Origin of the sequence: Paenibacillus sp. FSL R7-0272 (assembly GCF_037969905.1) — a bacterium.
Lineage (GTDB): Bacteria > Bacillota > Bacilli > Paenibacillales > Paenibacillaceae > Paenibacillus > Paenibacillus polysaccharolyticus.
In genome coordinates this window covers 3,992,071-4,018,042 of sequence record NZ_CP150221.1, presented here as the reverse complement: position 1 = coordinate 4,018,042, position 25,972 = coordinate 3,992,071, and the positions used below count along the sequence as shown (strand labels likewise).

The 25,972-nt window shown below is 46.3% G+C and carries 24 protein-coding genes and 1 other annotated feature; of the genes, 22 read left to right on the top strand and 2 right to left on the bottom strand.

Going from position 1 to position 25,972, the window contains the following annotated elements; translation table 11 throughout:
- Positions 1 to 176 precede the first annotated feature (176 nt).
- Positions 177 to 4,904, top strand: a complete 4,728-nt coding sequence (locus tag MKY23_RS17785; protein WP_339831200.1) for a collagen-like repeat preface domain-containing protein — start codon at positions 177 to 179, stop codon at positions 4,902 to 4,904.
- A 77-nt stretch (positions 4,905 to 4,981) separates the two neighbouring features.
- Here the strand turns inward: MKY23_RS17785 and serA are convergent, their stop codons facing one another.
- Positions 4,982 to 6,577: a phosphoglycerate dehydrogenase gene (serA, locus tag MKY23_RS17780; protein ID WP_090917287.1), complete on the bottom strand. Its 1,596-nt coding sequence runs from the start codon at positions 6,575 to 6,577 to the stop codon at positions 4,982 to 4,984.
- Positions 6,578 to 6,780: 203 nt separating this feature from the next.
- Positions 6,781 to 7,011 (bottom strand) — a binding site (T-box leader).
- 329 nt (positions 7,012 to 7,340) lie between these two features.
- On the opposite strand from serA, the gene MKY23_RS17775 reads away from it, so the two are divergent.
- From MKY23_RS17775 to MKY23_RS17765, 3 genes are read left to right on the top strand one after another with little or no spacing between them, the layout of a single operon-like run.
- Positions 7,341 to 7,934: a type II CAAX endopeptidase family protein gene (locus tag MKY23_RS17775; protein WP_090917285.1), complete on the top strand. Its 594-nt coding sequence runs from the start codon at positions 7,341 to 7,343 to the stop codon at positions 7,932 to 7,934.
- Positions 7,931 to 8,383 carry a hypothetical protein gene (locus MKY23_RS17770; protein WP_154957595.1) on the top strand — a complete coding sequence of 151 codons (453 nt, stop codon included), beginning with the start codon at positions 7,931 to 7,933 and terminating at the stop codon, positions 8,381 to 8,383. Before MKY23_RS17775 ends, MKY23_RS17770 begins: the two co-directional genes overlap by 4 nt.
- 56 nt (positions 8,384 to 8,439) lie before the next feature.
- A complete protein-coding gene (locus MKY23_RS17765; protein WP_154957594.1) occupies positions 8,440 to 9,201 on the top strand; it encodes a metallophosphoesterase in 762 nt (253 codons plus the stop codon).
- Positions 9,202 to 9,269: 68 nt separating this feature from the next.
- Here MKY23_RS17765 and MKY23_RS17760 read toward each other — a convergent pair whose 3' ends face one another.
- Complete coding sequence (locus MKY23_RS17760; RefSeq protein ID WP_339831197.1) at positions 9,270 to 10,181, bottom strand: polysaccharide deacetylase family protein; 912 nt, start codon at positions 10,179 to 10,181, stop codon at positions 9,270 to 9,272.
- A gap of 93 nt (positions 10,182 to 10,274) precedes the next feature.
- Here MKY23_RS17760 and MKY23_RS17755 point away from each other — a divergent pair, with 93 nt between their 5' ends.
- From MKY23_RS17755 to spoIVA, 18 genes are all read left to right on the top strand, one after another.
- Positions 10,275 to 10,625 (top strand): hypothetical protein, encoded by a 351-nt coding sequence (locus tag MKY23_RS17755; protein WP_090917276.1) that lies wholly within the window; start codon positions 10,275 to 10,277, stop codon positions 10,623 to 10,625.
- Positions 10,626 to 10,813: 188 nt separating this feature from the next.
- Positions 10,814 to 11,428, top strand: coding sequence for a genetic competence negative regulator (locus MKY23_RS17750; protein WP_090917274.1), 615 nt, complete (start codon positions 10,814 to 10,816; stop codon positions 11,426 to 11,428).
- A 42-nt stretch (positions 11,429 to 11,470) separates the two neighbouring features.
- A complete protein-coding gene (gene prsW, locus MKY23_RS17745; protein WP_090917272.1) occupies positions 11,471 to 12,157 on the top strand; it encodes a glutamic-type intramembrane protease PrsW in 687 nt (228 codons plus the stop codon).
- Between the two features lie 618 nt (positions 12,158 to 12,775).
- The gene (gene ypeB / locus MKY23_RS17740) at positions 12,776 to 14,122 is read left to right on the top strand and encodes a germination protein YpeB (protein WP_090917268.1); all 1,347 of its coding nucleotides are present in this window, start codon (positions 12,776 to 12,778) and stop codon (positions 14,120 to 14,122) included.
- Between the two features lie 149 nt (positions 14,123 to 14,271).
- Positions 14,272 to 14,925: a flagellar brake domain-containing protein gene (locus tag MKY23_RS17735; protein WP_339831192.1), complete on the top strand. Its 654-nt coding sequence runs from the start codon at positions 14,272 to 14,274 to the stop codon at positions 14,923 to 14,925.
- 108 nt (positions 14,926 to 15,033) lie between these two features.
- On the top strand, positions 15,034 to 15,213 hold the full coding sequence (locus tag MKY23_RS17730; protein ID WP_339831188.1) for a hypothetical protein: 180 nt from the start codon (positions 15,034 to 15,036) through the stop codon (positions 15,211 to 15,213).
- 103 nt (positions 15,214 to 15,316) lie between these two features.
- The gene (gene cmk, locus MKY23_RS17725; protein ID WP_090917262.1) at positions 15,317 to 16,021 is read left to right on the top strand and encodes a (d)CMP kinase; all 705 of its coding nucleotides are present in this window, start codon (positions 15,317 to 15,319) and stop codon (positions 16,019 to 16,021) included.
- Positions 16,018 to 16,605: a lysophospholipid acyltransferase family protein gene (locus MKY23_RS17720; RefSeq protein WP_145331754.1), complete on the top strand. Its 588-nt coding sequence runs from the start codon at positions 16,018 to 16,020 to the stop codon at positions 16,603 to 16,605. Before cmk ends, MKY23_RS17720 begins: the two co-directional genes overlap by 4 nt.
- A gap of 136 nt (positions 16,606 to 16,741) precedes the next feature.
- Positions 16,742 to 17,956 (top strand): 30S ribosomal protein S1, encoded by a 1,215-nt coding sequence (gene rpsA / locus MKY23_RS17715; RefSeq protein ID WP_090917258.1) that lies wholly within the window; start codon positions 16,742 to 16,744, stop codon positions 17,954 to 17,956.
- A 194-nt stretch (positions 17,957 to 18,150) separates the two neighbouring features.
- Positions 18,151 to 19,473 carry a ribosome biogenesis GTPase Der gene (gene der, locus MKY23_RS17710; RefSeq protein ID WP_090917256.1) on the top strand — a complete coding sequence of 441 codons (1,323 nt, stop codon included), beginning with the start codon at positions 18,151 to 18,153 and terminating at the stop codon, positions 19,471 to 19,473.
- Between the two features lie 11 nt (positions 19,474 to 19,484).
- The gene (gene plsY, locus MKY23_RS17705; RefSeq protein ID WP_090917254.1) at positions 19,485 to 20,108 is read left to right on the top strand and encodes a glycerol-3-phosphate 1-O-acyltransferase PlsY; all 624 of its coding nucleotides are present in this window, start codon (positions 19,485 to 19,487) and stop codon (positions 20,106 to 20,108) included.
- Entirely contained in the window at positions 20,101 to 21,141 is a 1,041-nt protein-coding gene (locus MKY23_RS17700) for an NAD(P)H-dependent glycerol-3-phosphate dehydrogenase (RefSeq protein WP_090917252.1), read from the top strand. Before plsY ends, MKY23_RS17700 begins: the two co-directional genes overlap by 8 nt.
- 114 nt (positions 21,142 to 21,255) lie before the next feature.
- Entirely contained in the window at positions 21,256 to 21,531 is a 276-nt protein-coding gene (locus MKY23_RS17695) for a stage VI sporulation protein F (RefSeq protein ID WP_090917250.1), read from the top strand.
- Positions 21,532 to 21,701: 170 nt separating this feature from the next.
- Positions 21,702 to 21,881, top strand: a complete 180-nt coding sequence (locus tag MKY23_RS17690; RefSeq protein ID WP_090917248.1) for a DUF2768 family protein — start codon at positions 21,702 to 21,704, stop codon at positions 21,879 to 21,881.
- Between the two features lie 85 nt (positions 21,882 to 21,966).
- Positions 21,967 to 22,602, top strand: a complete 636-nt coding sequence (locus MKY23_RS17685; RefSeq protein WP_339831182.1) for a hypothetical protein — start codon at positions 21,967 to 21,969, stop codon at positions 22,600 to 22,602.
- A complete protein-coding gene (locus MKY23_RS17680) occupies positions 22,602 to 22,955 on the top strand; it encodes a 2Fe-2S iron-sulfur cluster-binding protein (protein WP_339839523.1) in 354 nt (117 codons plus the stop codon). Before MKY23_RS17685 ends, MKY23_RS17680 begins: the two co-directional genes overlap by 1 nt.
- A gap of 58 nt (positions 22,956 to 23,013) precedes the next feature.
- Positions 23,014 to 23,823 (top strand): hypothetical protein, encoded by an 810-nt coding sequence (locus MKY23_RS17675; RefSeq protein WP_339831180.1) that lies wholly within the window; start codon positions 23,014 to 23,016, stop codon positions 23,821 to 23,823.
- 470 nt (positions 23,824 to 24,293) lie between these two features.
- Entirely contained in the window at positions 24,294 to 25,772 is a 1,479-nt protein-coding gene (spoIVA, locus tag MKY23_RS17670) for a stage IV sporulation protein A (protein ID WP_339831178.1), read from the top strand.
- Positions 25,773 to 25,972 lie beyond the last annotated feature (200 nt).

Here is a 25,972-nt window from a genome sequence, read left to right as displayed (position 1 = left end):
GTGCCGAAACACCCTCTGATAGAGGGTGTTTTTTTGTTGAAGTATTCCGTTTAATCTTGTTCAACGTGGAACAAGGTCGTATCCTTTTTTGTCCGCAAAAAAATGTCCAAGATAATTTTTGAACTCCTCCTTCATAAGATTGAAAAGTAAGATGTCTAAGGAGGATTGATTAAAGTATGTCCGATGGACGTAAAAGAGTAAATATTAAAGCGTTTTTGGAAGGGAGATCATTCCGGGCAGGTTCGCCGTTTATACCCATAACAGCTAGTGAACTTGAGCAATATGAGTCGATTCTTCGTTCTCTTGCTGTAACCATTCCCGGTGCAATTAGTCAGCCGAGTGCATCAAATATACTTGCGTTGCAGAACGGATTACGTCAATTACTTACTTTTGTTAATGAATCTGAGTTCCGAGCTGGGGTAAAAGCGGAGCTTCAAGCTGTATTAGAACTGACCATTGCTTCTTCTGAAGTCATTCCTGTTGCTTTAATTAATCTCGCAGGGAATTTGCAAAATCTGTTGGATGACTTGTTAAGTTTAACATTGCTTTTGGAGGTACCTCCCGAAGTAAAAGATCGGTTAGTCGGATTAATTCGTTCCATATCTATCTCGTTAAGCAGAGCCACAACGACTTTCGGTACGGGGGGGATTACAGGTGCTGCAGGTCCTCCCGGTGTTCCAGGCGTACCAGGGGTCCCTGGAGTTCCTGGATTAAGAGGAGCTACTGGTCCAACAGGTGCAACAGGGCCAACTGGTTCTGTGGGTGCTGCGGGTGCTGTCGGCCCTATAGGCCCGCAGGGTCCACAAGGACCACAAGGAGCGACAGGAATTCCAGGTGTAGGGTTAAACAATATTACAACGTTTAATCCTGCAGCTGGATCAACTTATGCGCAAGGCCAGGTAGTTAGTTATGATGGAAGTCTTTTTGTGGCTAAAGTAAATGGCCCGGTAGGTTTACCTGGAAGTTCACCTGATTACACGCTTTTGCTTGCAGCTGGTTCTACAGGTGCAACCGGGGCAACGGGTGTAGGACTTTCTGGAGCTATTCCTTTTGATGCTGCTCTTGCGCCGGGATATGCTGCAGGTCAAGTGGTTACTTATAATGGCAGTACTTATATTGCCAGTGTAGCAGGTCCGACAGGGACACCGGGTACATCTTCGGACTATACATTGATCGCTGCATCAGGAGTGACAGGAGCTACTGGGGTGGGCCTTAACGGTGCTATCACCTTTGACCCGGCTCAAGCGCCAACGTATTCAGCAGGCCAAGTGGTGACGTTCAATGGTAGTACGTATATTACCAATGTCGCTTCACCGACAGGCACGCCTGGAAGTTCACCTGATTATGCATTAATCGCTGGTGCAGGACCGACGGGGGCTACCGGCGCTACAGGTGTGGGGCTCACTGGGATTGTACCGTTCGATCCTGCTCAAGCGCCAACATATCCAGCAGGTCAGATTGTAACGTCTAATGGTAGCACATATATTACGAATGTCGCCGCGCCAACGGGTACACCTGGAAGTTCACCAGACTATTCGTTGCTTGCTGGAGCAGGCTCAACTGGAGCAACCGGAGCAACAGGTATAGGTTTAGAGGGAGTTATACCATTTGATCCGGCTGTTGCCCCGACGTATTCAGCAGGTCAAGTGGTCACATTCAATGGTAGTACGTATATCACCAATTTGGCTTCACCAACGGGTACACCTGGAAGTTCACCAGATTATACATTACTTGCTGGAGCAGGACCAACAGGAGCTACAGGATCGACAGGAGCTACTGGTACAACTGGAGCGACGGGTGTAGGGTTGAGTGGAATCGTCGCGTTTGACCCAGCAGTAGCTCCGACGTATCCAGCCGGTCAAGTAGTGACATTCAATGGTAGTACGTATGTCACCAATGTGGCCTCGCCAACGGGCACGCCGGGCACCTCGCCGGATTATACGTTATTAGCAAGTGCAGGAGTCACAGGAGGAACAGGAGGAACAGGTGCTACTGGGGCGGGTGTAACCGGTAGTACGGGAGTAACAGGGACCACGGGGGCGACGGGTGTAGGATTAAGTGGAATCGTGGCGTTTGACCCAGCAGTAGCCCCAACGTATCCAGCCGGTCAAGTGGTGACGTTCAATGGTAGCACGTACGTCACCAATGTGGCCTCGCCAACGGGTACGCCAGGCACCTCGCCAGACTATACGTTACTAGCAAGTGCAGGGGCTACTGGTGTAACGGGTGTAACTGGGGAAACAGGAATAACAGGCGCGACCGGTATTGCTGGACTGACGGGAACCACGGGAGTAACGGGAGCGACGGGTGAAACCGGGGTGACTGGCACAACGGGTACAGCAGGAGAGACTGGAGCAACTGGTGCAAGCATTACAGGTGCAACAGGAGCCACGGGTGTAGGGTTAAGTGGCATTGTGGCATTTGACCCAGCAGTAGCGCCAACGTATCCAGCCGGTCAAGTGGTGACGTTTGAGGGCAGCACGTATATCACGAATGTGGCTTCGCCCACAGGCACGCCGGGCACCTCGCCAGACTATACGTTACTAGCAAGTGCAGGAGTCACAGGAGGCACTGGTGTAACTGGTGCGACCGGTATTGCCGGAGAGACTGGAGCAGCCGGCGCAAGCATTACGGGCGCAACGGGGGCCACGGGTGTAGGATTAAGCGGAATCGTGGCGTTTGATCCAGCAGTAGCCCCGACGTATCCAGCCGGTCAAGTGGTGACATTCAATGGCAGTACGTATATCACGAATGTGGCTTCCCCAACGGGCACGCCGGGCACCTCGCCTGATTATACCTTGATTGCAAGTGCAGGGGCGACAGGTGTAACTGGGGGAACGGGAACGACTGGTGAAACGGGTATAGCCGGAGTAACCGGAGCAACTGGCGCAAGCATTACGGGTGCAACGGGGGCCACCGGCGTAGGGTTAAGTGGCATTGTGGCATTCGACCCAGCAGTAGCGCCGACGTATCCAGCCGGTCAAGTGGTGACATTCAATGGCAGTACGTATATCACGAATGTGGCCTCGCCAACGGGCACGCCAGGCGCCTCTCCGGATTATACCTTGATTGCAAGTGCCGGGGTGACAGGTGTAACTGGGGAAACGGGAATAACGGGTGCAACGGGTACCGCCGGGTTGACCGGAGCCACTGGCGCAAGTATTACGGGTGCAACAGGAGCGACAGGCGCAGGGTTAAGTGGCATCGTGGCGTTTGATCCAGCAGTAGCGCCGACGTATCCAGCCGGTCAAGTGGTGACGTTCAATGGCAGCACGTATATCACGAATGTGGCCTCGCCAACGGGCACGCCGGGCACCTCGCCGGATTATAACTTGATTGCAAGTGCCGGGGCGACAGGTGTAACTGGGGGAATGGGAATAACGGGCGCGACCGGTATTGCTGGAGTGACCGGAGCAACTGGCGCAAGCATTACGGGTGCAACGGGGGCCACCGGCGTAGGGTTAAGTGGCATTGTGGCGTTTGATCCAGCAGTAGCGCCGACGTATCCAGCCGGTCAAGTGGTGACGTTCAATGGCAGTACGTATATCACCAATGTGGCCTCGCCTACAGGCACGCCGGGCACCTCGTCGGATTATACCTTGATTGCAAGTGCAGGGGCGACTGGTATAACGGGTGTAACTGGGGAAACAGGAATAACAGGTGCGACCGGTATTGCTGGACTGACGGGAACCACGGGAGTAACGGGAGCCACGGGTGTAGGATTAAGCGGAATCGTGGCGTTTGATCCAGCAGTAGCTCCGACGTATCCAGCCGGTCAAGTGGTGACGTTTAACGGTAGTACGTACATCACGAATGTGGCCTCGCCAACAGGTACACCGGGCACTTCGCCGGATTATACGTTATTAGCAATTGCTGGGGCGACAGGTGTAACTGGAGAAACGGGAATAACGGGTGCAACGGGGGCCACGGGTGTAACGGGAACAACTGGTGAAACCGGGGTGACCGGAGCGACGGGTATAGCCGGAATAACCGGGGCCACCGGCACAAGCATTACAGGTGCAACAGGAGCCACGGGAGTGACGGGAACGACTGGTGAAACCGGGGTGACTGGTGCAACGGGTATCGTCGGAGTGACTGGAGCAACCGGCGCAAGTATTACGGGTGCAACAGGAGCCACAGGAGTAACGGGAACAACTGGTGAAACCGGGGTGACCGGAGCGACGGGTATAGCCGGAATAACCGGGGCCACCGGTGCAAGCATTACGGGTGCAACAGGAGCCACGGGAGTGACGGGAACGACTGGTGAAACCGGGGTGACTGGTGCAACGGGTATAGCCGGAGTAACCGGGGCCACCGGTGCAAACATTACGGGTGCAACAGGAGCCACGGGAGTAACGGGAACGACGGGTGAAACCGGGGTGACTGGTGCAACGGGTATATCTGGAGTCACTGGAGCAACTGGTGCAAGTATTACGGGTGCAACAGGAGCCACCGGCACAAGTATTACAGGTGCAACAGGAGCCACTGGAGCAACGGGAACTTCAGTAACTGCTAACTCAGCATTTGCTGAGAACATTAACGGTACAATTGTTGTTATTTTGGGCGGTACTCTTATAGCGTTACCAAGCAACCAGAATTTTGGCACGGGTATAACTGTCAACGGTACAAGTGATACCTTTACACTGGCTAATGCCGGTCGCTATTTTATCTCTTATCGAATCAATCTGACTGCTGCGTTGGCAATACAATCTCGCGTGTTGCTTAACGGGACAGCTATTTCGGCGAGCGTGGTGTCGCCAACACTCTCACTTAATCAATTACAGTCGGAGTTTATTGTTACTGTAACAGCGGGATCTTCAATCCAGCTCCAATTGTTTGGTCTCGCCGGCGCAGCTGTCCTCTCGCCTCCAGGTGCAACACTGACCATTATTCAATTAAGTTAAATCCGAATATGCATTTGTGCAAAAAAAGACGAGATCCTTAGTGGGTCTCGTCTTTTTCAAAGTATTGATGATGCCGTTTAACCGAGCACAATCTCAACAGCTGTATTTAATTCAGGAAGAGATGTAAGCTGAACCAGCACATCTTTTGGCACTTCTTTATCAACGGTGAGGATCATGATCGCAGCACCACCAATAATTTTACGTCCAACCTGCATGGATGCGATGTTTACGTCATTTTGACCAAGCAAAGTACCTACACGTCCAATGATACCCGGTTTATCGTTGTGCGAGATCAAAATTTGATGGCTTTCCGGTGCAATATCTACAGGGAATTTATCAAGACGAACAATCCGTTCGCCGTATCCTGCAAGAAGCGTACCTGCCACGCGGCGTTCTTCAGCATCTTGTGTTGTTACGAGTGTTACGGTAATTAGGTTTGTGAATCCCTTTGTAGCAGAGGTTTGGCTCACAACAACATTGAGATCACGAATTTTGGCCAAGTGCATGGAGTTAACAATATTGGCTTCTCCGCCCAGATGTCTTGCCAGAATGCCTTTCACAATATAACGAGTGAGCGGTGATGTATCTACTTCTGACAGATCACCCGCATAGTCAATGCGAATCTCTTGTACTGCATTTTGAGTGATTTGTGCTGCAAAACTACCTAGCGTTTCACCCAATTTAAAGTATGGTTGCAGTTTGTTCATAACGGTTGGTGCGACAGCTGGCATATTAACCGCATTTTTAAATGGTTCATTGCGAAGTATGTGAAGAACTTGTTCAGATACGTCAATCGCTACGTTCTCCTGAGCCTCTACGGTTGATGCACCCAAGTGAGGTGTAACGATAATGCTTGGATGATTCAGGAATGGATGATCTGCTGCAGGTGGTTCACTTTCAAATACGTCGAATGCTGCTCCAGCAACAATTCCTTCATCAATCGCTTCTACAAGCGCCATTTCGTCAACTACACCGCCGCGTGCACAGTTAATAATACGCATGCCTTTTTTCATGACTTCGAATTGCGGACGGGAAATCATATGACGTGTTTCTGGTGTGAGTGGAGTGTGCACAGTCATAAAATCCGCATTACGGATAATATCATCAACACTTGCCAGCTTGACTTGCAGTTTTTCGGCACGCTCCTCTGTGAGGAACGGGTCATAAGCGAGAATGTCCATTCCGAATGCTTTTGCACGTTTGGCTACTTCGCTACCGATTCTTCCCATACCGAGTACACCGAGTGTTTTATTTCTTAACTCCACACCGAGGAACGTTTTACGATCCCATGTACCTTGAATCGTTTTGGCATATGCCTGCGGAATGTGTCGTGCCAGTGCCATCATCATGGCAAAAGTGTGCTCACAAGTCGTAATGGTATTACCGTCAGGTGCATTAATGACAATGATACCGCGTTGTGTAGCAGGTTCCAGTTCAATATTATCTACGCCAACTCCTGCGCGTCCAATCACTTTAAGATTGGTGCCAGCCGTCATAATACGTTCAGTAACACGGGTCTGGCTACGAACGAGTAGGGCATCATAATCTCCGATAATGGCAACGAGCTCATCTTCACTAAGTCCGGTTTTCTTCTCGACAACGACATCACTTGCATCGACCAGCTGCTGAATTCCCAGATCACTGATTGGATCTGACACTAACACTTTGTACATGGTTTCTTCCTCCTTAGGTTTGTATATCTATAATCGTCAAGGTTTGTTCTCCGGCAGGAGACGTTCCTTAAAACCAAAGTGATTCTTCCCTCCAACAACGCGGTGTCGTAGCAGAGGAGTAGGGTAAACTAACAGGGTGATTCCACAGGATTCTTTTATCAAAAACAATCAAAAAAACTCTCAATCCACATACTGCTTGCGCAATAAGGGACGAGAGTTGTCGTGGTACCACCCTAATTCACCGCCGTTTCGCAACGACAGTCTTAGCGGTCAATGAAGACCGAAGAGGATAACGGGTCTAAACCGATTGCACCTACTCCAATTTCAATGCAATAACTCAGGAGCGCTCAAGATCATCTGCCTGCCACCGATTTACACCAACCATCGGCTCTCTGAAAGACAAAGCAACGTCTTTTTTCCATCATCGTGTTTGACGTAACTAATTTTTCATAATGTATCATGGCTTACATGAGCATGTCAATAGGCTTAAATGTTTTAATTCCTGACGTTGAAGGCTGTAATTTCCAGACCTTTAGAGAGTGTAATCTATCTACTTAGAATTATTTTTATTGAGATTTAAATGCTTTAAACATACTGTTTCGTGAAAGAAAGTTCACTGCATTAATGAAGTAACGTTTTGATGTGATCAACCGGGACTTGGGACAGGTCTTGAACCGGATTGGTTTTTTGGCTATCATTTAGTATACTATCGGATTGGTCAATGAAATTTTTATCAAATAACTTAAGAGGACAGACGCATGCAATGAAAAAAAAGAAATTTCCGAAGTTTAAAATTCAGAAGGCCGAGCCGCAGCAATTAACAGAACGTCTGCTCTTGATCAACCTTTACTTTACCCAAGGGCTAACTTTGATCGTAGGGATCGTATGGATTTTGTTGCAGAAAAGGGATCTATTCGAAGTTCTGGCCTTGCCTGATCATCTTCAGTTTTTATGGTGGGGTCTTGGGCTCGCTGCGATTATGCTAGTCATGGATTTGGTACTGTCCTATGTCATACCTCAGGAAAGTATGGATGATGGTGGCATTAACGAGCTGTTGTTTCGCGGACGTCCAATCTGGCATATTGTATGTATAGCAGCCTTGGTGGCTGTATGTGAGGAGTTGCTTTTCCGCGGCGCAATTCAACACGCAATTGGTCCATACTGGACAAGTATCTTATTTGCAGTTATTCATATTCGTTATCTGCGCCACTGGATTCCTACAGGATGGGTGTTTGTGTCGAGCTATGGATTGGGCTATATTTATTTGCAATCAGGCACATTATGGGCACCGATTCTGTGTCATTTTATCATTGACCTAGTATCTGGATTAGCGATACGTTTTCGGAGGGGATCATGAGTCAGCCATTAAGCAGGGTGAAAACATATGGCAGCCAACGTCAGCGTCGCTCGGACAATAAAGAGAAAACCGGGCGGAACTCAGCTTCACAGACAAGTTTCGTTGCTGAAACGGCAGTTGCTGCCGAAACAGTGGGGCTTCCACCAATTACTTCAATTTCTTTACCAAGATCACAACGTGGGTCGAGTGCATCCGCACTGGAAAGTCCGGTATTACCGGAACGAGCGCCTAGTCGCTCTAAGAAAACGGCAAACCAGAAGGAAAGCTCAGTTTCCGAAGCGGGTTCTTTACCCACTCGAACTGAACTTCATCCTTCACGACGTTTGAGATTGAGCAAAAGATTTGTCAATTCACTTATTTTTATTTTCATAATGTTAACCGTTGGTCTGGTATGGTGGGGGATTAAGGGAGCTCCTCCTTTGAACACCTTCCTCCCATTACCGTGGTAATATTAGTCAGTTTATCCTTTCTCACATTAGTGGTAGCTTTATTACTTCTTTTTCATATGTGGCGAGAGGCTCATACAACTGTGATTACAGAGGACGAAGTCGAACTTGTGCATCTACCAGCCTCTTTCAACGGAGCGAGGATTATTTTTTTATCAGATACCCATTCACGATTGTTGAAAACAAAAGAAGTTGAGCAGTTGAAGGGGAAAGCCGATTGGGTACTCATCGGGGGCGATATAGCTGAAGAGGGAATATCCTGGTCGATTGTCAGACAAAATATGAAGCTTTTGTCGATTTTGGCTCCAACCTATACCGTTTATGGAAATCATGACAAAAAAGCAGGCGTGACTCATTTATCTAGACTTTTGGATGATTCGAGCGTGCAGCTCCTTCAAGATCAGGATGTATACTTGCAAAAAGGAACGGAACACGTCCGATTGGTCGGATTAGATTATCGTTCGAAACAGGCAGAGAAATTGTTGCGAAATACGAAGGATGGCTGCTCCACAATCGTATTAGTTCACGATCCTTTGGAAGTATTGCGGTTAGACATTGATGTAGATCTGATACTGAGTGGACATACCCATGGAGGACAAATCGTTGTTCCATTGTTAGGACCTGTATTGCTAAGTAAGGCTTATCGGGCTGTAAAGAGCGGCTGGTTTTCCTTGAAACGGAGCGATGAAGATATTCGTTCAGGAAAATTGCTTGTAAGTCGGGGATTTGGTACAAACCATCTCCCCTTCAGGTTAGGTTGTCCCGCAGAGATACATCTCATCACTTTACGTGTTCCTGCAACAAACAGCCCTGATCAATGAGATCAGGGCTGTTTGTTGCACATTACATTTTTCTCGCAGTGGTGCAGTAGCCCTAGCATTGGCATCTATTATCGGGACTGTAATTCGATCGCGCGTGGATCAACAAAGGAATAACCCTTCTTCTCAAGCGATGTTAACAACTCGTCCAGAGCATCGACCGTCCAAGGTAATTCATGCATCAGAATATTACTTCCAGGGTGAAGCTGATCCAGGACATTCTGGATCACTTTGTCTGGTCTGTTTTTAGTGCTCTTATCCCAGTCCAGTGAGCCGTTGGACCATGTCATATACAACATTCCCTCTTCTTTGACGGCATCTTTCAATGCATCATTTCCGGAGCCAAAAGGGGGTCTGAAAAACTGAGGTTTTTCCCCGGTGATGTCTTTCACAATTTGTTGAACGTCGGTGACCTGTTTCTTAGCTTCTGAACTTGACATTTTCTTCAAATCTTCATGATCCCAAGCGTGGTTACCGATGATCTGTTTTCGGTCATAAATCATTTTCAACAACTTCGGTTGACGTTTGACACGGTCTCCATTTACAAAGAATATGGCTTTGGCGTGATGTTTATCCAAAGTATCCAAAAGTGAATTAATCATCTTTTCGTCCTTTGGTCCGTCGTCAAAGGTTAACAAGACCACTTTAGCAGAGCTGGGTTCATCATTAGGTTTAATAACATAACTCGAATTCATATGATACGTCTTTTTAACGAGCACTTCCCTTGAGGTTCCGTCCGTGGATGGAATTTTTGGCTTAGTACCGGTTATATTTGTGTCTGTTTTAGGATGAATTTCAGTATCTGTCTCGTTATTTTCAATCTGGGATTCTGCGCTTGGGTTTTCTTCGTTTTTTTTCTCCGTAAGAATGACAGCAGTATCGCCTTTCATATCCTTGGCATCAGATGCAGATTGATTTTGTGCACTGCATGCAGATAGCAATATGCTGGTTATGAGTAACAGCGAGGAAGCGCGTTTCAACATTTTCTCAGCTCACTTTCCTGTATTATGCGGAATGAGATTGTCTTCTACAGCAAACACTACTTTTGATTTTAACACTTAAAGGAGGTTGGTGTAATGAAGGCGTCATCCTTTTTCTGGGGTATAGTCGTTGGTGTTGCAGCCAGTTCTTGGTTAGCTAAAGGCAGAATGCCCATGTTGTCTTCAGGTTCATCTCGAAACATGGTTGACCAGGCCAAACATAAAATGATGGAAATGACTTTTCCAGGCATGGATAGCTTCAGTAGCAAACCGGATCATCATGGTGAACCGCACAAGTCGGCATCAAAAACCAGCAGAGTGATCTCACCAAAAGAAAAAGAAGAAAACATGAATATGCTTAAAGATTTTATTCGGACGAACCCGGATGTTAAACATGAAGTAGAGCAGATTTTAAGTCAGACCAATACATCAGTACCGGGTTTGTAACCCGTAACATCCATTAAGAATCATCCACAGTCTTGATTTGATGTGGATTGATTCTTTTTTTTGTTGATTTTACTGCGTGCATTTATAGGTATAAAATGATAACATAACTACATAGATTTATTTTCAGCACATATTGTTTTGTGCTTCATAATCTGTTATAAGACTTGCTTATAAAGGGGAGATCCTGTATGAAAATAGAACGACTAAGTCACGATAAGATACGGATTTTCCTGACCTTTGACGATCTGAGCGAGCGCGGAATACAAAAAGAAGATATGTGGCAGGAATTACCGAAGGTACATGAACTGTTCACTGAAATGATGGACCAGGCTTATTCTGAACTTGGCTTTGATGCCACAGGTCCGCTGGCTGTTGAAGTATTCGCACTTCCCGCTCAAGGGATGGTTGTCATTGTTACTCGTGGAAAATATGATCCGCAACAATATGGTTCAGGTCATGAAGATGATCTTCCTGAAGAAGTATATGAAATGGAAGTTACACTGGAGCAAAGTGACTCCATCGTATACGCATTTAAGGATTTTGAGGTGCTGATTGAAGCTGCCCATATGTTACGTCAACATGTTACGGATGCGGGGAAACTGTATTCTTATAAAAATAAATGGTTCTTACATTTTGAACCGGATGATGTAGACACCGCCAAACACGCCGCATTGATTGCTTTGCTGGCTGAATTTGGAGAAGGTTCTTCGGTCACTCCAGCTGTTATGGAGGAGTATGGAAAGGTCGTTATTCCTGAACAAGCGATTGATGTCATCTGCACACACTTCAAACGTCAGGATTAAACATCGTTATCATCGCGTCACTATTCAGGGGAGGGAATTTCGGTGCTTTTGTTTTCGCTTCTAGCTGCAGCAGTTGCTCCGGGTCTCGCCTTGTTAACATACTTTTATCTTAAAGACCGGTATGATTATGAACCACTTCACATGGTTCTGAGAGTATTTCTCATGGGGATTCTGATCGTTCTGCCCGTGATGATTATTCAGCGAGGCATGATGTTGTGGCTTGGAGATAGTCCCCTTCTCGAATCCATCGTAATCTCGGGCGGAGTTGAGGAGTTTGTTAAATGGTTTGTGATCTACCACATTATCTATAATCACACCGAATTTGACGAGCCATATGACGGAATTTTATATTCCGTTGCGGTATCATTGGGCTTCGCTACAGTGGAAAATGTGCTGTACGCATTTGCAGGCAATGCCTCCGTATCAGGTATGTTTCTAAGGGCCCTCCTGCCTGTATCAGGTCATGCGATGTTTGCCGTTATTATGGGATATTACATGGGCAAAGCCAAATTCATTGATGATACGAAGAAGAAACGGTGGTATCTCAGTCTGTCTCTGATTCTTCCGTTTTTCTGGCACGCATTGTATGATGTTATTATGAATATGATGGTGAATCACTGGCTGTGGTTCATCGCGCCTCTGATGGCGGGTCTGTGGTATGGAGCAATAGGCAAGATTACACGGGCTAACAACCGTTCTCCTTTTCGCTTCGTGAAACGAGAGGGATGAGATTAAATTATAAAAATACGGACACACTGGTGGACATAAAGCGTTTAAAACGCAGACCCTGGTGTGTCTTTTTTGTGTTCTAGAAAACAAGGGTACGACGATATGAAACGGGGATATCCAATGACAAGAATCAAGATTAAAATTAGATGCAAACAATGTGGTGAACGTTTCACGTTAAGAGGCAAGAAAGAACGTGGGCGCATTGATACTGGGTTTAAACAGTGCCTTTGTGATAACAAGGATCAATTTGACATTGAAGAAGAGGGCATGGCGACGAGCTATATGTTGCACTAGTCGGCTATATGTTCGATTAAAGTGAAGTCAACAAGCCTTACTCAAAAAAGTCTTAGCTTCATTCGTTAAAGGCAAATTTCGTTCCGACTGGAAATCGCATGCATAAGAGGACTTTCTTCGATCCACAATAAAGGCAGTGATCAAGGCGTGTCTTGAAATCCACTGAAGTGCATCTTTTACCACCTTTTCGCTCCCTGCTGCGTCACTTTCCCTTGACGTGCCCCGGCACGCCTGCGGTAAACTTCCTGGCTTGGAACGAAAATTCGGCAAAATCTGCTTCCTCCATTGTTTTCAGACACACCCTAGAAGAAAGGAGAATCTACCGTGTATAAACGATTAAGTTCAGTCATGTTTCCGATATTTGCAGTTCTCCTGATCGGCGCACTCGTGTGGGGTTATCAGGAGAATCAGGAGAAGAATGCGATACTGATCAAGGCGGAAAATCAATATCAGCGTGCATTTCACGACCTATCATTCCATATGGATAAATTACATTCGGAGATTGGGAACACGCTTGCTGTACATTCAAGTTCACAGGGGATGCATCGCAAAGGGTTGATGAATGTGTGGAGGCTTACTAGCGAAGCTCAGAATGAAATTAATCAACTGCCGCTCGGCATGCTTCCCTTCAATGAGACTGAGGAGTTCCTCTCGCGTATCTCGAAATTTGCGTATCAGGCATCCATGCGTGACCTGACAAATGAGCCACTCAGTAAGAAGGAAATGGGTAATTTAAAGACACTGTATCAAAATTCTTCGGAGATTAAAAATAGTCTGAAAGAAGTTCAACAGAAAGTATTAGCTGATCGTTTGCGCTGGATGGATGCTGAAACCGTTATGGCAACTCAGGAGCAGACAAACGATAATTCCATCGTGGACGGTTTCCGGACCGTAAATAAAAAAGTAAAAGACTACCCGGAGCTGGATTGGGGCCCTTCCGTCTCTAATATGTTCACCAAACGCTCTGTGAAGAAGCTTGGCGGAATGCCTGTTTCCAAAGAGCAGATCCAGGAGAAGGCCGCCAAATTCTCGAATGTGGAAAGTGGTAAGATTCAGGTTCAGGAGAACGGCAAAGGGACGGACTGGGAATCGTATACCGCCACCATCCAGCATGCCAGAAACGGGAAACTGATGATGGATTTCACACGCAACGGTGGGAAGCTTATCTCGTACAGTGACACCAGAACGGTTGGAGCTAAAAAAGTGTCCCGTCAAGAGGCAATGAAACAAGCGGATCAGTTTCTTGTCAATAAAGGATATAAGGATATGAAAGCTGTCAACTACGATGAGTTCGGTAATTTGGCGAACCTCACGTATGTGCACAAGCAAGGAGATACGTTGATTTATCCAGAAAAAATGTCTGTACGTGTAGGTCTGGATACGGGGGAAGTCACCGGTTTTCAGGCAAGCGACTATGTATATGAGCATAACGACAAACGTCAGATTCCAAAAGCAAAGCTTACGGCTGATCAGGCTCGCAAAAAACTGAATTCAGATTTCAAAGAAAATTATGTTCGCAAATCGTTGATCGAGAATGAATACAGCAAAGAAGTGCTTTGTTATGAATTCGGGGGACGAATAAACGGTTCGCGTTACCGGATTTACATTAATGCCGATACAGGAATGGAAGAAGCGGTTGAGGAGATTAAGCCAGTGAATGCAACCTCCTAGAAGCGTTTAGCAGAATGTGTATTCTCAAAATTAATCATGCGAAAACAGACCATTTCAATGGTCTGTTTTTTCTTGTTCCATGTGAGAAAGGTCATGGTATAATAGTCCTTGCAGAGACAAAGATAAATACATAAGTGGCGGTGAACCGATTGTTTCCTAAAATAAATGAAGTGTTGTATATCCAGATCGCATCGGCTGACGAAAAAGAGGAACATAAGGAATACAAATCGCGTATCGCAGATACCGATGATGACAGTTTTTTGATTGAAGTTCCGATGCAACAGGGGAACAGTCGTTTAAAAAGACTCTTTTTCGGAGAAGAATTGTCCATATCGTATATGAACGAGAGTGGAGTCCGCCATTATTTTAATACTTACGTAACAGGGTTTGAGGAAGATGTCGTTCGTCTGGTCCGCATTCGAAAACCGCTTCCTGATGAGATTTCCAAAATTCAGCGCCGTAGCTTCCTTCGCGTTCACGCCAGTCTTGAATTGGCGATTCAATGTGAAGACCTTACACGTGCGGTCGTGCTGACTGAAGACATCGGAGGCGGAGGATTGTCCGTATACATCGAGCCTGATGTCAAAGTGCAGGAAGAACAAAAGCTGAAATGCTGGCTATTGGTTCCTTATCGCAATGGGTCAATTGACCATGTTCAATTCGAAGCCGAGGTAGTTCGCATTAAAAAGCTGGAAACGGGCCGTGAGTTAGGTATGCTAAAATTTTCACAGATTACGGATTCAGAACGTCAGAAGGTCATCAAATTTTGTTTTGAACGGCAACTGGATTATCGTATGAAGTAGACGTGTGCAGGCATAAAACAGTACTGTACTGGGCAACGTAAGGCAAAAACGGAGAATGTTGCTATGAACAAACGCTCTGATGCACGGAGAATTGAACATATTTATTGTATGATGTCAAAACGGTCGGAACGAAGAGCATTGCTATTCATTGGCTTGCTCCTGATCCTCGTTATCCTCTGTCAATTGTTACTGCTTGTCCCTGATTTGAAGAAAATAATGACAACGATTGACCGGCTAGAAGGTACCCCGGTTCATATGCAAAGTAACAGCAAAGACCGGAATGGCTGATTTGTCTGTTTTTGCATCCATGTGTAGAGTGTGGTATAATTTTCACGATGCAGGCAATGCCTGTTTTTTTATTGAGGTTTATCGTTTGAGGAGGAATGCCCCGTTGGCTAGCCAGAACACATCAGAAGACGGGAAGATGAACGTTGCAATTGACGGACCTGCTGGTGCCGGAAAAAGCACGGTGGCCCGCTTGGTTGCAGAGGAACTCGGATACATTTATGTCGATACAGGCGCAATGTACCGTGCAGTATCCTTGCATATGCTTCGGAAAGATATATCTCCGGAAGATATGACTCAGGTACTTCAGGAAGCTCAAGATTTGGTTATTGATTTACAACCGGATCGGGGTGGACAGAAAGTGTTCTGTAATGGCGAGGATGTTACCTCGGAAATCCGCTCCCGTGAAGTAACGGGAATCGTGTCTCGATATGCGCAAATCGAGGGGCTGCGTACACAATTAGTGGATACTCAGCGGCAAATGGCTTTGCGCAAGGGCGTCGTCATGGATGGGCGCGATATCGGAACGACTGTATTGCCCGATGCGGAAGTGAAAATTTTTATGACTGCCAGTGTGCAGGAGCGCGCACTTCGCCGCTTCAAAGAACTGGAACCATCCGATGGGCTGACGTTGGAGCAACTGGAGCGAGATATTGCAACCCGTGATAAACTGGATGAGAACAGGGAAGTCTCTCCGCTTCGTTGTGCAGAGGACGCGATTGTCCTGGATACAACGAAGATGAATATCCATGAAGTGGTTGACAAAATCGTATCTTATTGCACAATGGTCAGAGGAGAGAGCGGTCTATGATTTACACCTTTTGCAAGACTGTACTGCGGATCATGTATACCATTCTTTTTCGTCTGGAGGCAGTTGGACGGGAAAATATCCCGAAAGACGGCGGTGTACTTTTATGCTCCAATCATATCAGTAACTTTGATCCGCCAACCGTTGGCATCAAAATTCGCCGTCAAGTGAGATTTATGGCTAAAAGCGAACTGTTTGATGTTCCGGTGCTAGGGCCAATCATCAAGGCTGTCGGTGCCTTCCCTGTAAAGCGAGGAGGCGTCAGCAAAGAATCCATCAAAACCTCACTCAATATTTTGCGTGGTGGTGAAGTGCTTGGCATTTTCCCGGCGGGAAGCCGTCACAATGATGGTGGAATTGGTAAAAAAGGAGCAGCGAGTTTTGCTCTCCGCAGCGGTGCTACTGTAATCCCTACTGCTATTATCGGCAACTACAAGCTTTTTCATAAGATGAAAGTAGTATATGGCGCACCGGTCAATTTGGACGAGTTCAAGGAAGACACTTCCGGAGATGCTTTGGAAAGAGCTACCGAGAAAATCATGTCCAAAATTAACGAAATGGTGAAAACAGGCGAGCCTAGTAAGTAAGGCAGGTCTACTGTGAGTGCATGTTTCCATATTTTTGAGGAATGCTATGTGAAGTGCATTTGCATGAAAGTGTTTTGAACTCTGCCAAGGCAGGTTTGAATATAATGGGGTTTTTGAATTGAGGAGGGTATTTGACATGTCGGAAGAAATGAAAAATCAAGAAGCAACCCAAGATGAGTTGGATCAATTCGTTTCCTTGAAAAAAGGAGATACTGTAAAAGGAACCATCGTCAAATTGGAAGATAACCAAGCTTATGTAAGCATTGGATATAAATATGACGGTGTTATTCCAATTCGTGAACTGTCTTCGCTTCACGTAGACAGCGCGTCTGAAGCAGTAGAAGTAGGACAAGAAGTTGAAGCTAAAGTACTTAGCATCGACGACGAGAAAGAAAAACTCGTTTTGTCCAAACGTGCCATTGACAGTGAGAACGCTTGGGAGCAATTGCAAAAGCATTTTGAAGACCAAGACGTGTTCGAAGTTGTTGTAGGTGATGTAGTTAAAGGCGGTTTGGTTGCAGACGTGGGCGTTCGTGGATTTATCCCGGCTTCCATGGTTGAGCGTCATTTCGTTGAAGACTTCAGCGACTACAAAGGCCGCACACTACGTGTTAAAGTGAAAGAGATCGATCGTGAGAACAACAAAGTGATCCTTTCCCAAAAAGACGTTCTGGAGCAAGAATTCGAAGCAAACAAAGTTCAAGTAATGGCTGGTTTGCAAGAAGGTCAAGTCATTGAAGGTACAGTTCAACGCTTGACTCAATTCGGTGCTTTTGTTGATGTAGGGGGCGTTGACGGTTTGGTACACGTATCCGAGCTGGCTTGGACTCACGTTGACAAACCATCCGATGTATTGTCCGAAGGCGACAAAGTAAATGTTAAAGTGCTGAAAGTTGATCCTGAAAAAGGTAAAATCAGCCTGAGCATGAAAGCTGTTCAACCAGGTCCTTGGGAAACAGCTGGTGACAAATTCAACACAAGTGATATCGTAACAGGTGTTGTAAAACGTCTGGTTGATTTCGGTGCATTTGTTGAAATCGCTCCTGGTGTTGAGGGTCTTGTGCATATCTCACAAATTTCCCACAAACACATCGGTACTCCACATGAAGTGCTGAAAGAGGGCCAAGAAGTTCAAGTGAAAATCTTGGACATGAACCCTGCTGAACAACGTGTAAGCTTGAGCATCAAAGAAACAGAAGAAGCTCCTGCTCAACCACAAAAATCAGAGCGTCCAGCAAGAAACAACGCTCCACGTGAAGAAATCAACAATCCGAACGTTTCCTTGAACAATCAAGGTATGAGCACTACGCTCGGCGAACTGTTTGGTGACAAACTCAGCAAATTCAAATAAGTTATACATGCATGGTTCTAAGTTATATACTGCATATTTTGCTGAACAATAAAAGCAAGATCGGCGAGCCCCAGCGGGTTCGCCGATTGTTGTTATTGCGAGAATATCGTTTCGGTTCGTTACGAAACGTTAGCCAAGACATAGCTTTTTTGCTATGATGAGTAACGTAAGTATGGACAGGAGGAGTGGAATGTATGGCAAGACCAGTTGTGGCAATTGTCGGCCGACCAAACGTGGGTAAATCCACCATTTTCAATCGGATTATCGGCGACAGACTGGCCATTGTGGAAGATAAGCCGGGCATTACCCGTGACCGGATTTATGGAATCGGTGAATGGAACGGAAAAGCATTTAGTATTATTGATACGGGTGGTATCGAAATTGACGGCGAAGACGTCATTATGAAATCCATTCGCATGCAGGCGGAGCTTGCGATTGAAGAAGCAGATGTAATTGTGTTTATGTGTGATGCCAAGGCGGGTATTACGCAATCGGACGAAGAAGTTGCTGAGATGCTTTATCGCTCAGGTAAACCGATCGTGGTAGCCGTGAACAAAGTGGATAACATTGGGCGCAGTGAGCTGATTTATGAGTTTTATGGCTTCGGTTTTGGTGATCCGATCGGGGTATCTGGCAGTCACGGTACGGGAATTGGTGACTTGCTTGATGCGATTGTGGAGAAATTGCCTGAACTTGAGGAAGAGACATACGATGAGGATGTAATTCGTGTAGCTCTGATCGGCCGACCTAATGTGGGTAAATCTTCACTTGTGAACGCCATCCTGGGTGAGGAACGAGTTATTGTGAGTGATGTAGCCGGTACAACACGTGATGCAATTGACACTCCTTTTGAAAAAGACGGGCAACGTTACGTGCTGATTGATACGGCGGGTATGCGGAAGCGCGGTAAAGTATATGAAACGACGGAGAAGTACAGCGTAATGCGTGCGATGCGTGCTATTGAGCGTGCGGACGTTGTTCTGATTGTTATTAATGGTCAAGAAGGCATTATCGAACAGGACAAGCACATTGCTGGTTATGCGTATGAAGCGGGTAAAGCTTCATTGTTCGTGGTAAACAAGTGGGATGTTGTAGAGAAAACGGATAAAACGATGAAGGAATTCGAGACGAAGATTCGGGATCATTTCCTCTTTATGACCTATGCTCCGGTTGTCTTTTTGTCCGCACTGACAAAACAACGCTTACAAAAATTGTTGCCAGTGGTACAGCGTGTAGCAGAACAGCATTCTTTGCGTGTTCAGACACATCTGCTTAATGATGTGGTATCGGATGCTGTAGCCATTAATCCACCGCCAACCGATAAAGGGCGGAGAATGAGAATTAACTATGTGACTCAGGTTGCGGTCAAACCGCCGACTATGGTTATCTTTGTTAACGACCCTGAATTGATGCACTTCTCGTATGAGCGTTACCTGGAGAATAAAATCCGTGCAGCGTTTGATTTTGAAGGCACACCAATTCGCATATTTACTCGGAGGAAGTCCGACGAAGGTTAGGGGAGAAGTTTGTGATTTTATCCATCGCAGCTATTGTACTGAGCTACCTGCTTGGTTCGATCAGTTTTAGTGTTCTTCTTGCAAAAGCAATACGGGGGATTGATATACGTCAACACGGAAGCGGTAATGCCGGGGCAACGAATACGCTGCGTATTCTGGGTAAAGGGCCGGCTATTGCAGTGCTGTTGCTGGATGTAATCAAAGGTATTGCTGCAGTATGGATTGGCATATGGTTAAGTAACGGGTCTCCATGGATTGCTGCATTCAGCGGTATTGCTGCCATCGCAGGTCATAACTGGCCCCTTTATTTCAATTTTCGCGGAGGCAAAGGCATTGCTACTGCGATTGGAGTACTGGTAAGCTTGGCTTTCCTGCCTGCGCTTTATGCCGGGATCATTGCCATCCTGTCCATCGTTCTGACACGTTATGTTTCGCTCGGCTCTTTAATTTTTGTAGCACTGACTCCTGTTTTCATCTTGATCCTGCCTGGGTATTCAATGAGTATCTTTTGGGGCAGTCTGATTATTTGTCTGTTTGCATTCTGGAGACATCGTACGAATATTGCGAAGCTCGCCAAAGGACAGGAAAATAAATTGGGATCAAAGAACCCTGGAGGGGGGAAACGCGTTGTCTAAAAAAGTTGCCGTACTGGTCGCAGGCAGTTGGGGAACTGCCTTGGCCAGTGTCCTCGCCGCGAACGAACTGGATGTGGTGATGTGGACACGTAGCGAAGAACAAGCAACGGAGATTAATACCCAGCACACGAATACACGTTATCTACCGGGTGCAGAGCTGTCTCCTCGCATTCGCGCAACCAGCGATATGGAAGCTGCGGTTGCAGATGCGGCGGCTGTGTTAATTGTAGCGCCTTCGTCTGCGATGCGTGCGGTTACACATCAGTTTAAACCTTTCTATACACCCGATATGCTGATTATTCATGCAACGAAGGGCTTTGAAACGGAAAGTTTGAAACGGATGTCTACCGTGATCTCTGAAGAGCTTGAATGTGAAGAAGGACAGATTGTTGTATTGTCTGGTCCAAGTCATGCTGAGGAAGTGGTGAAGCGCTGTCCAACCACCGTGGTTGTAGCTTCATTGGATAAAACATCTGCGGAGGCAGTTCAGGGATTGTTTATGAATGCCTATTTTCGTGTGTACACAAACCGGGATATGCTCGGAGTTGAGCTAGCGGGAGCTTTCAAAAATATCATCGCGCTCGGGGCAGGCATGTCGGATGGTCTGCAGTTTGGTGATAATGCCAAGGCGGCGTTGTTAACCCGCGGACTTGCCGAGATTACTCGAATCGGTGTTGAGATGGGAGCTAATCCATTAACGTTTTCTGGACTAGCGGGAATCGGTGACCTCGTTGTTACAGCTACAAGTCAGCACAGTCGGAACTGGAGAGCCGGATCTATGCTGGGGCAGGGACAGAAGCTGGATGATGTGTTGCAGTCCATGGGCATGGTGGTTGAAGGTATTCGAACTACTCAGGCCGCCTATTTTATATCCCAAAAATACGGTGTTCAGATGCCAATTGCGGATCAATTGTACCATGTGTTATTTCAGAATCGGCAGCCACGTGATGCCGTTGAAGCCTTGATGGGACGTGATCCGAAAACAGAGATGGAAGTAATGAAGCTGGAAACTTGGGAGCAATGGCATTCCTGAGTTGATGGTCTAAATATCGTTACAATGGCCTAGTTTAAAATGATGCAGCTTAATCACCTTTTCCCTGGCACACTCATATTATACACATGAGTATTGCCGGAGGAGGGGAGACGAATGGGTAACAACATTTCGAAAGAAGCGCTGAAAGCCATCAACAAAAAGACAGGCAAAACGATCACTGAAGGAGCTGTCAAAAAGCTGGCAAGCACAGTGAAACCAACAACGATGCAGAATGAGGCTCAGTTGCGCCAGTTGATTAAACAAGTATCCGCCATGGCGAAAATACCGGTATCTGAGGATACGGTTCAGGATATTGTGAGTGCAGTCAAGAAAAGTGGGCTGAATCCAAGCAATATGGAATCGTTAATGAAGATGATGATAAAAAAATAATCGTTCGTTGCCTGCTCACGCAGGTATCGGGCATTACGAAAGCAAGCCAGCAGATGCTGGCTTGCTTTTTTGTCTTTTTATAGGAAAAATACGTTCGATTTCATGTTATAATGATTGCAATTGTCACAATTTCGTGATGAATATTGGATTGAAGGGGAGACTGCTGGTTTATGAGCGCAATGGACAAGATGTGGCTGTCATTAGTTGCCATCCTCATTATGGGATTATCTGTATTTTTGATTACATTTGCTCGTGCCAAAACAAAAGGATTCGTGCGGGGGATTCTTTCGATTATTGCTTTTTTAATTATGCTCATCGGATTTTTTGGTGGAATCGCTTCTCTGACCTAAATTCCCTCATGGGAGAGAGAACATCCGCATAAGCGCATCATAAGAACGGACACAATGAAAAGACGGATGGGAGGAGTGTGTAGCTATGGTACCGCATGAAACGGGGAATTGGACTGCGCGATATCCGGAATTACACCAGGCTTTACTGGATACGGCAAAAGCATGGGATCGTCAGCCTTATACCTGGTTACTAGGTGGTAGTTGCGGTTTACTGCTTCAAGGAGTCGAGTTGCAACAAGCACCTCGAGATATAGATGTGTATGCTGATATTGCTGATGCCAAAAAGCTGCATATCTGTGCTCCCGGGAACAAGCTTGATGAGCCTGCAATAGACAAAACGGGGCCTTATGCTTCCCTGCTGAGTCATTACCAGGTGGGCGCATGCTCACTGGAACTGGTAGGCGGTTTTGAAGTATGGGCGCGCGAAAGTTGGTATCGTATCCAGATCGAACATGTACTAGCTCTTTATGCTTCCGAGACTCAGGTGGACGCATACCGGTTGCGACTAATGCCGCTTGCGCATGAATTGCTTTTTAATCTGCTTCGCGGACGTGAAGATCGTTATGTCCCCATCGCAGCGCGAATTCGTCTAGAGCCTAAGGTTCATCGACCTGCGATGATTGCGTTAAGTCAACATAACATATGGGAATCTCGTTTCAGATCAGAAGTGGAAGAACTGGTCGGGTTTTCTTGGTCGGATCAAGCTGGGGAGGAACGATGATGCAAGAGATGATTACATTTTTACCGATGAACAAATCCATCAAAGTTCAGCCCGGCACAACCCTTTTACAAGCTGCGCGTCGGGCTGGTGTTCGAATATCAACCCGGTGCGATGGCAGAGCGGCATGTCTGATGTGCAAAGTTAACGTGGCGCCCGAGGAGCGGCATGCACTGCTTCCACCTACGGATGCGGAGAGACGGAAGCTCGGACTAATGCTTGACGATGGAACAAGACTCTCGTGTCAGGCGAAAGTATGCGGACAACTGACCGTGCAGGTTCCGGAAGATCCGCTGAAAGCCGCCATAAGGAAACAGCTTGAGCGTCAGCAGCAAGATGATGACTGGTTCGCATAATAACAAGAAGTGAAAATCGAATGTTAAGTCATGTTTTGAATGTTTAAGGAGGGTGCGAATGAATAAAAAGAAGAATAAAACTGCGGAAGGAAGACATCCTTTGGGTTTGTTACAGCAGATGAAGTGTCTGTCTTTACTTCTTCTGCTCATGCTGACAATGAGTGGTTGCTTGTATCCTTCTCAGAGTAATTCTGATCCCAAAACAGCTTATCGCGAAAGTGTAAACCGTATTCAGAGTGCGATTGAAGCGTTTCAAAAGGACGAGGGCATACTGCCAATTCTGAACGCGGACGCGGATACGCCGAAGTATGAAAAGTTTAGAGTAGACCTGTCTAAATTGAAGCAGCTGGGTTATCTTGATGATATACCTGGGACGGCCTTTGAGAATGGTGGGAGCGCTTACTTTTTGATACAAAATGAGGAAGTGAAACCGACAGTGAAAGTGATGGATCTCCAGACGGTGCAGAAAGTAAATGATGTGCAACGCATGGTGGATCAGTACAAATCTGTACATAATCAACAACTGCCTGCGGGTGAAAAGTTATATACCGGCTTCCATGCGGTGAATATGAACTTAGCGGCACAGGCAGGATCTCCTTCAATTACGCTAAAAAGTGTGTATTCGGGTCAGGAACTGCCTTTTATGATGGATGAACAGGGTACAGTGTATGTGGATTATGCTTTTGATATTATGCAGGCATTGGAAAAAACAGATGGTTCATCCGATGATGAGCATGCTGTCTCTGATGACCCGGATTTACGTAATCATTTGCTTACACACTCCTATTTCGTACCTGTAAAATCTGTTCCATATACGCTGGAGAATAATACACCTGTCGCACAGATCGTTCAAAACCAAAGTAAGTAAGTGAAGAACAGACATATACTATTAAATAAAAGTACAATTTCAAGGCTCTACAGAATCCCGAAAGAGATATGCCGCGTTCCGTGGTGTGTCTCTTTTTTTTGTGAAAAGAATAGGGTTCAAGATGTGAGAGGTGTCATAAACAGAGAGGGGTTCTCATAAAGTAGATTGAAATAAAGACGCGCAGTCCGGGATCGGAGGATGCTCTTCATGTCACCATCATGAGATAAAAAAACAAAAAAACACGTCATATTGCCGCATACAGGTACATAAGATGATACTAGTCCAATTGCATGTACGAGTTAACGCCGCTCTCGCCGGTTTCATCAGAATGCAACGTTCGGCGGCGGACGACTTCCGGGCACTCACAAAGGCGGCTCTACCGTTGCAGGGATTTCAGTCTTCTGATTGAAAAAACGAAGCGGATGCTCTTTAGCATTTTTCCTTCGGAGTAATTTAAGGAGGGGATTTCATTGGAGAAAGTGGACATTTTTAAGGACATAGCTGAGCGGACCGGAGGGGATATTTATCTCGGGGTTGTCGGCGCAGTCCGGACGGGGAAATCAACATTTATTAAACGATTCATGGAAACGATCGTATTGCCGAACATCGCAAGTGAGGCTGATCGCGCCCGTGCAGTGGATGAACTTCCACAAAGTGCAGCAGGTAAAACGATCATGACAACCGAGCCCAAATTTGTACCGAATAATGCAGTTCAGATCAAAGTGGCTGAAGGACTGGATGTCAATGTACGTTTGGTGGATTGTGTGGGTTACGCCGTGGAAGGCGCAAAGGGATACGAGGATGAAAATGGTCCGCGTATGATCTCCACACCTTGGTTCGAGGAGCCGATTCCATTCCAGGAAGCAGCCGAGATTGGTACCCGAAAAGTCATACAGGAGCACTCCACGCTTGGTGTGGTGGTCACAACAGACGGAACCATTGCCGAAATCGCTCGCAGTTCTTATGTGGAATCAGAAGAACGAGTGATTGCAGAGTTGAAAGAAGTGGGTAAACCGTTCGTTCTGGTCATCAACTCCACCCGGCCTCGTAGTGAAGAAGCGTTGCAACTTCGGAGCGAGCTGGCTGCCAAGTACGATATTCCGGTCATGACGCTAAGTGCTGCGACGATGACGGAAGATGATGTCACTGGTGTACTCCGTGAAGTATTATATGAGTTCCCTGTGCATGAAGTGAATGTGAACCTCCCGAGCTGGGTTATGGTGCTGAATGACACACACTGGCTTCGTAAAAACTATGAGAATTCGGTACGGGATACGGTAAAAGATATTCGCAGGTTGCGCGACGTGGATCGGGTCGTGTCACAATTCATGGAATATGAATTTATCGACCGTGCGGGTCTTAGTGGTATGAATATGGGGCAAGGTGTAGCAGAGATAGATCTCTACGCGCCGGATGAGTTATATGACCAGATTCTCGTGGAAGTTGTGGGGATTGAAATCAGGGGCAAGGATCATCTGTTGCAACTGATGCAGGAGTTCTCCCATGCGAAGAGAGAATATGACCGCTTCGCAGAGGCGCTCGAAATGGTCAAAACAACAGGTTATGGTATTGCTGCTCCTTCACTTGCCGAGATGGCGCTGGATGAACCGGAACTGATTCGTCAGGGCACGAAATTCGGCGTTCGCCTGAAAGCGACGGCACCGTCCATCCATATGATTCGGGTCGATGTGGAGTCGGAGTTCGCACCGATTATCGGTACGGAGAAACAGAGCGAGGAACTGGTGAGATATCTGATGCAGGATTTCGAGAACGATCCGATCAAGGTATGGGATTCAGATATGTTTGGTCGCTCTTTACACTCCATTGTGCGTGAAGGCATTCAGGGTAAAATCGCGATGATGCCGGATAATGCAAGATATAAACTGCAAGAGACACTGGGTAGAATCATTAACGAAGGATCAGGCGGATTGATCGCCATCATACTTTAATTGTTCAAAAGACCGTGAGGCTTGATCTCATGGTCTTTTTCTTTGGATTTATTTCTTTAATATGGATGAAATGGATGTGAAAATAATTTATTTTTGAAAAATGTAGTAAGTTTCAGCTTTAAATCACTAAAACCTATTTACATACTGGGGATTAGTCGTTATATTAATAAACAACTATTGTGATTGAAGTCACAGCGAGC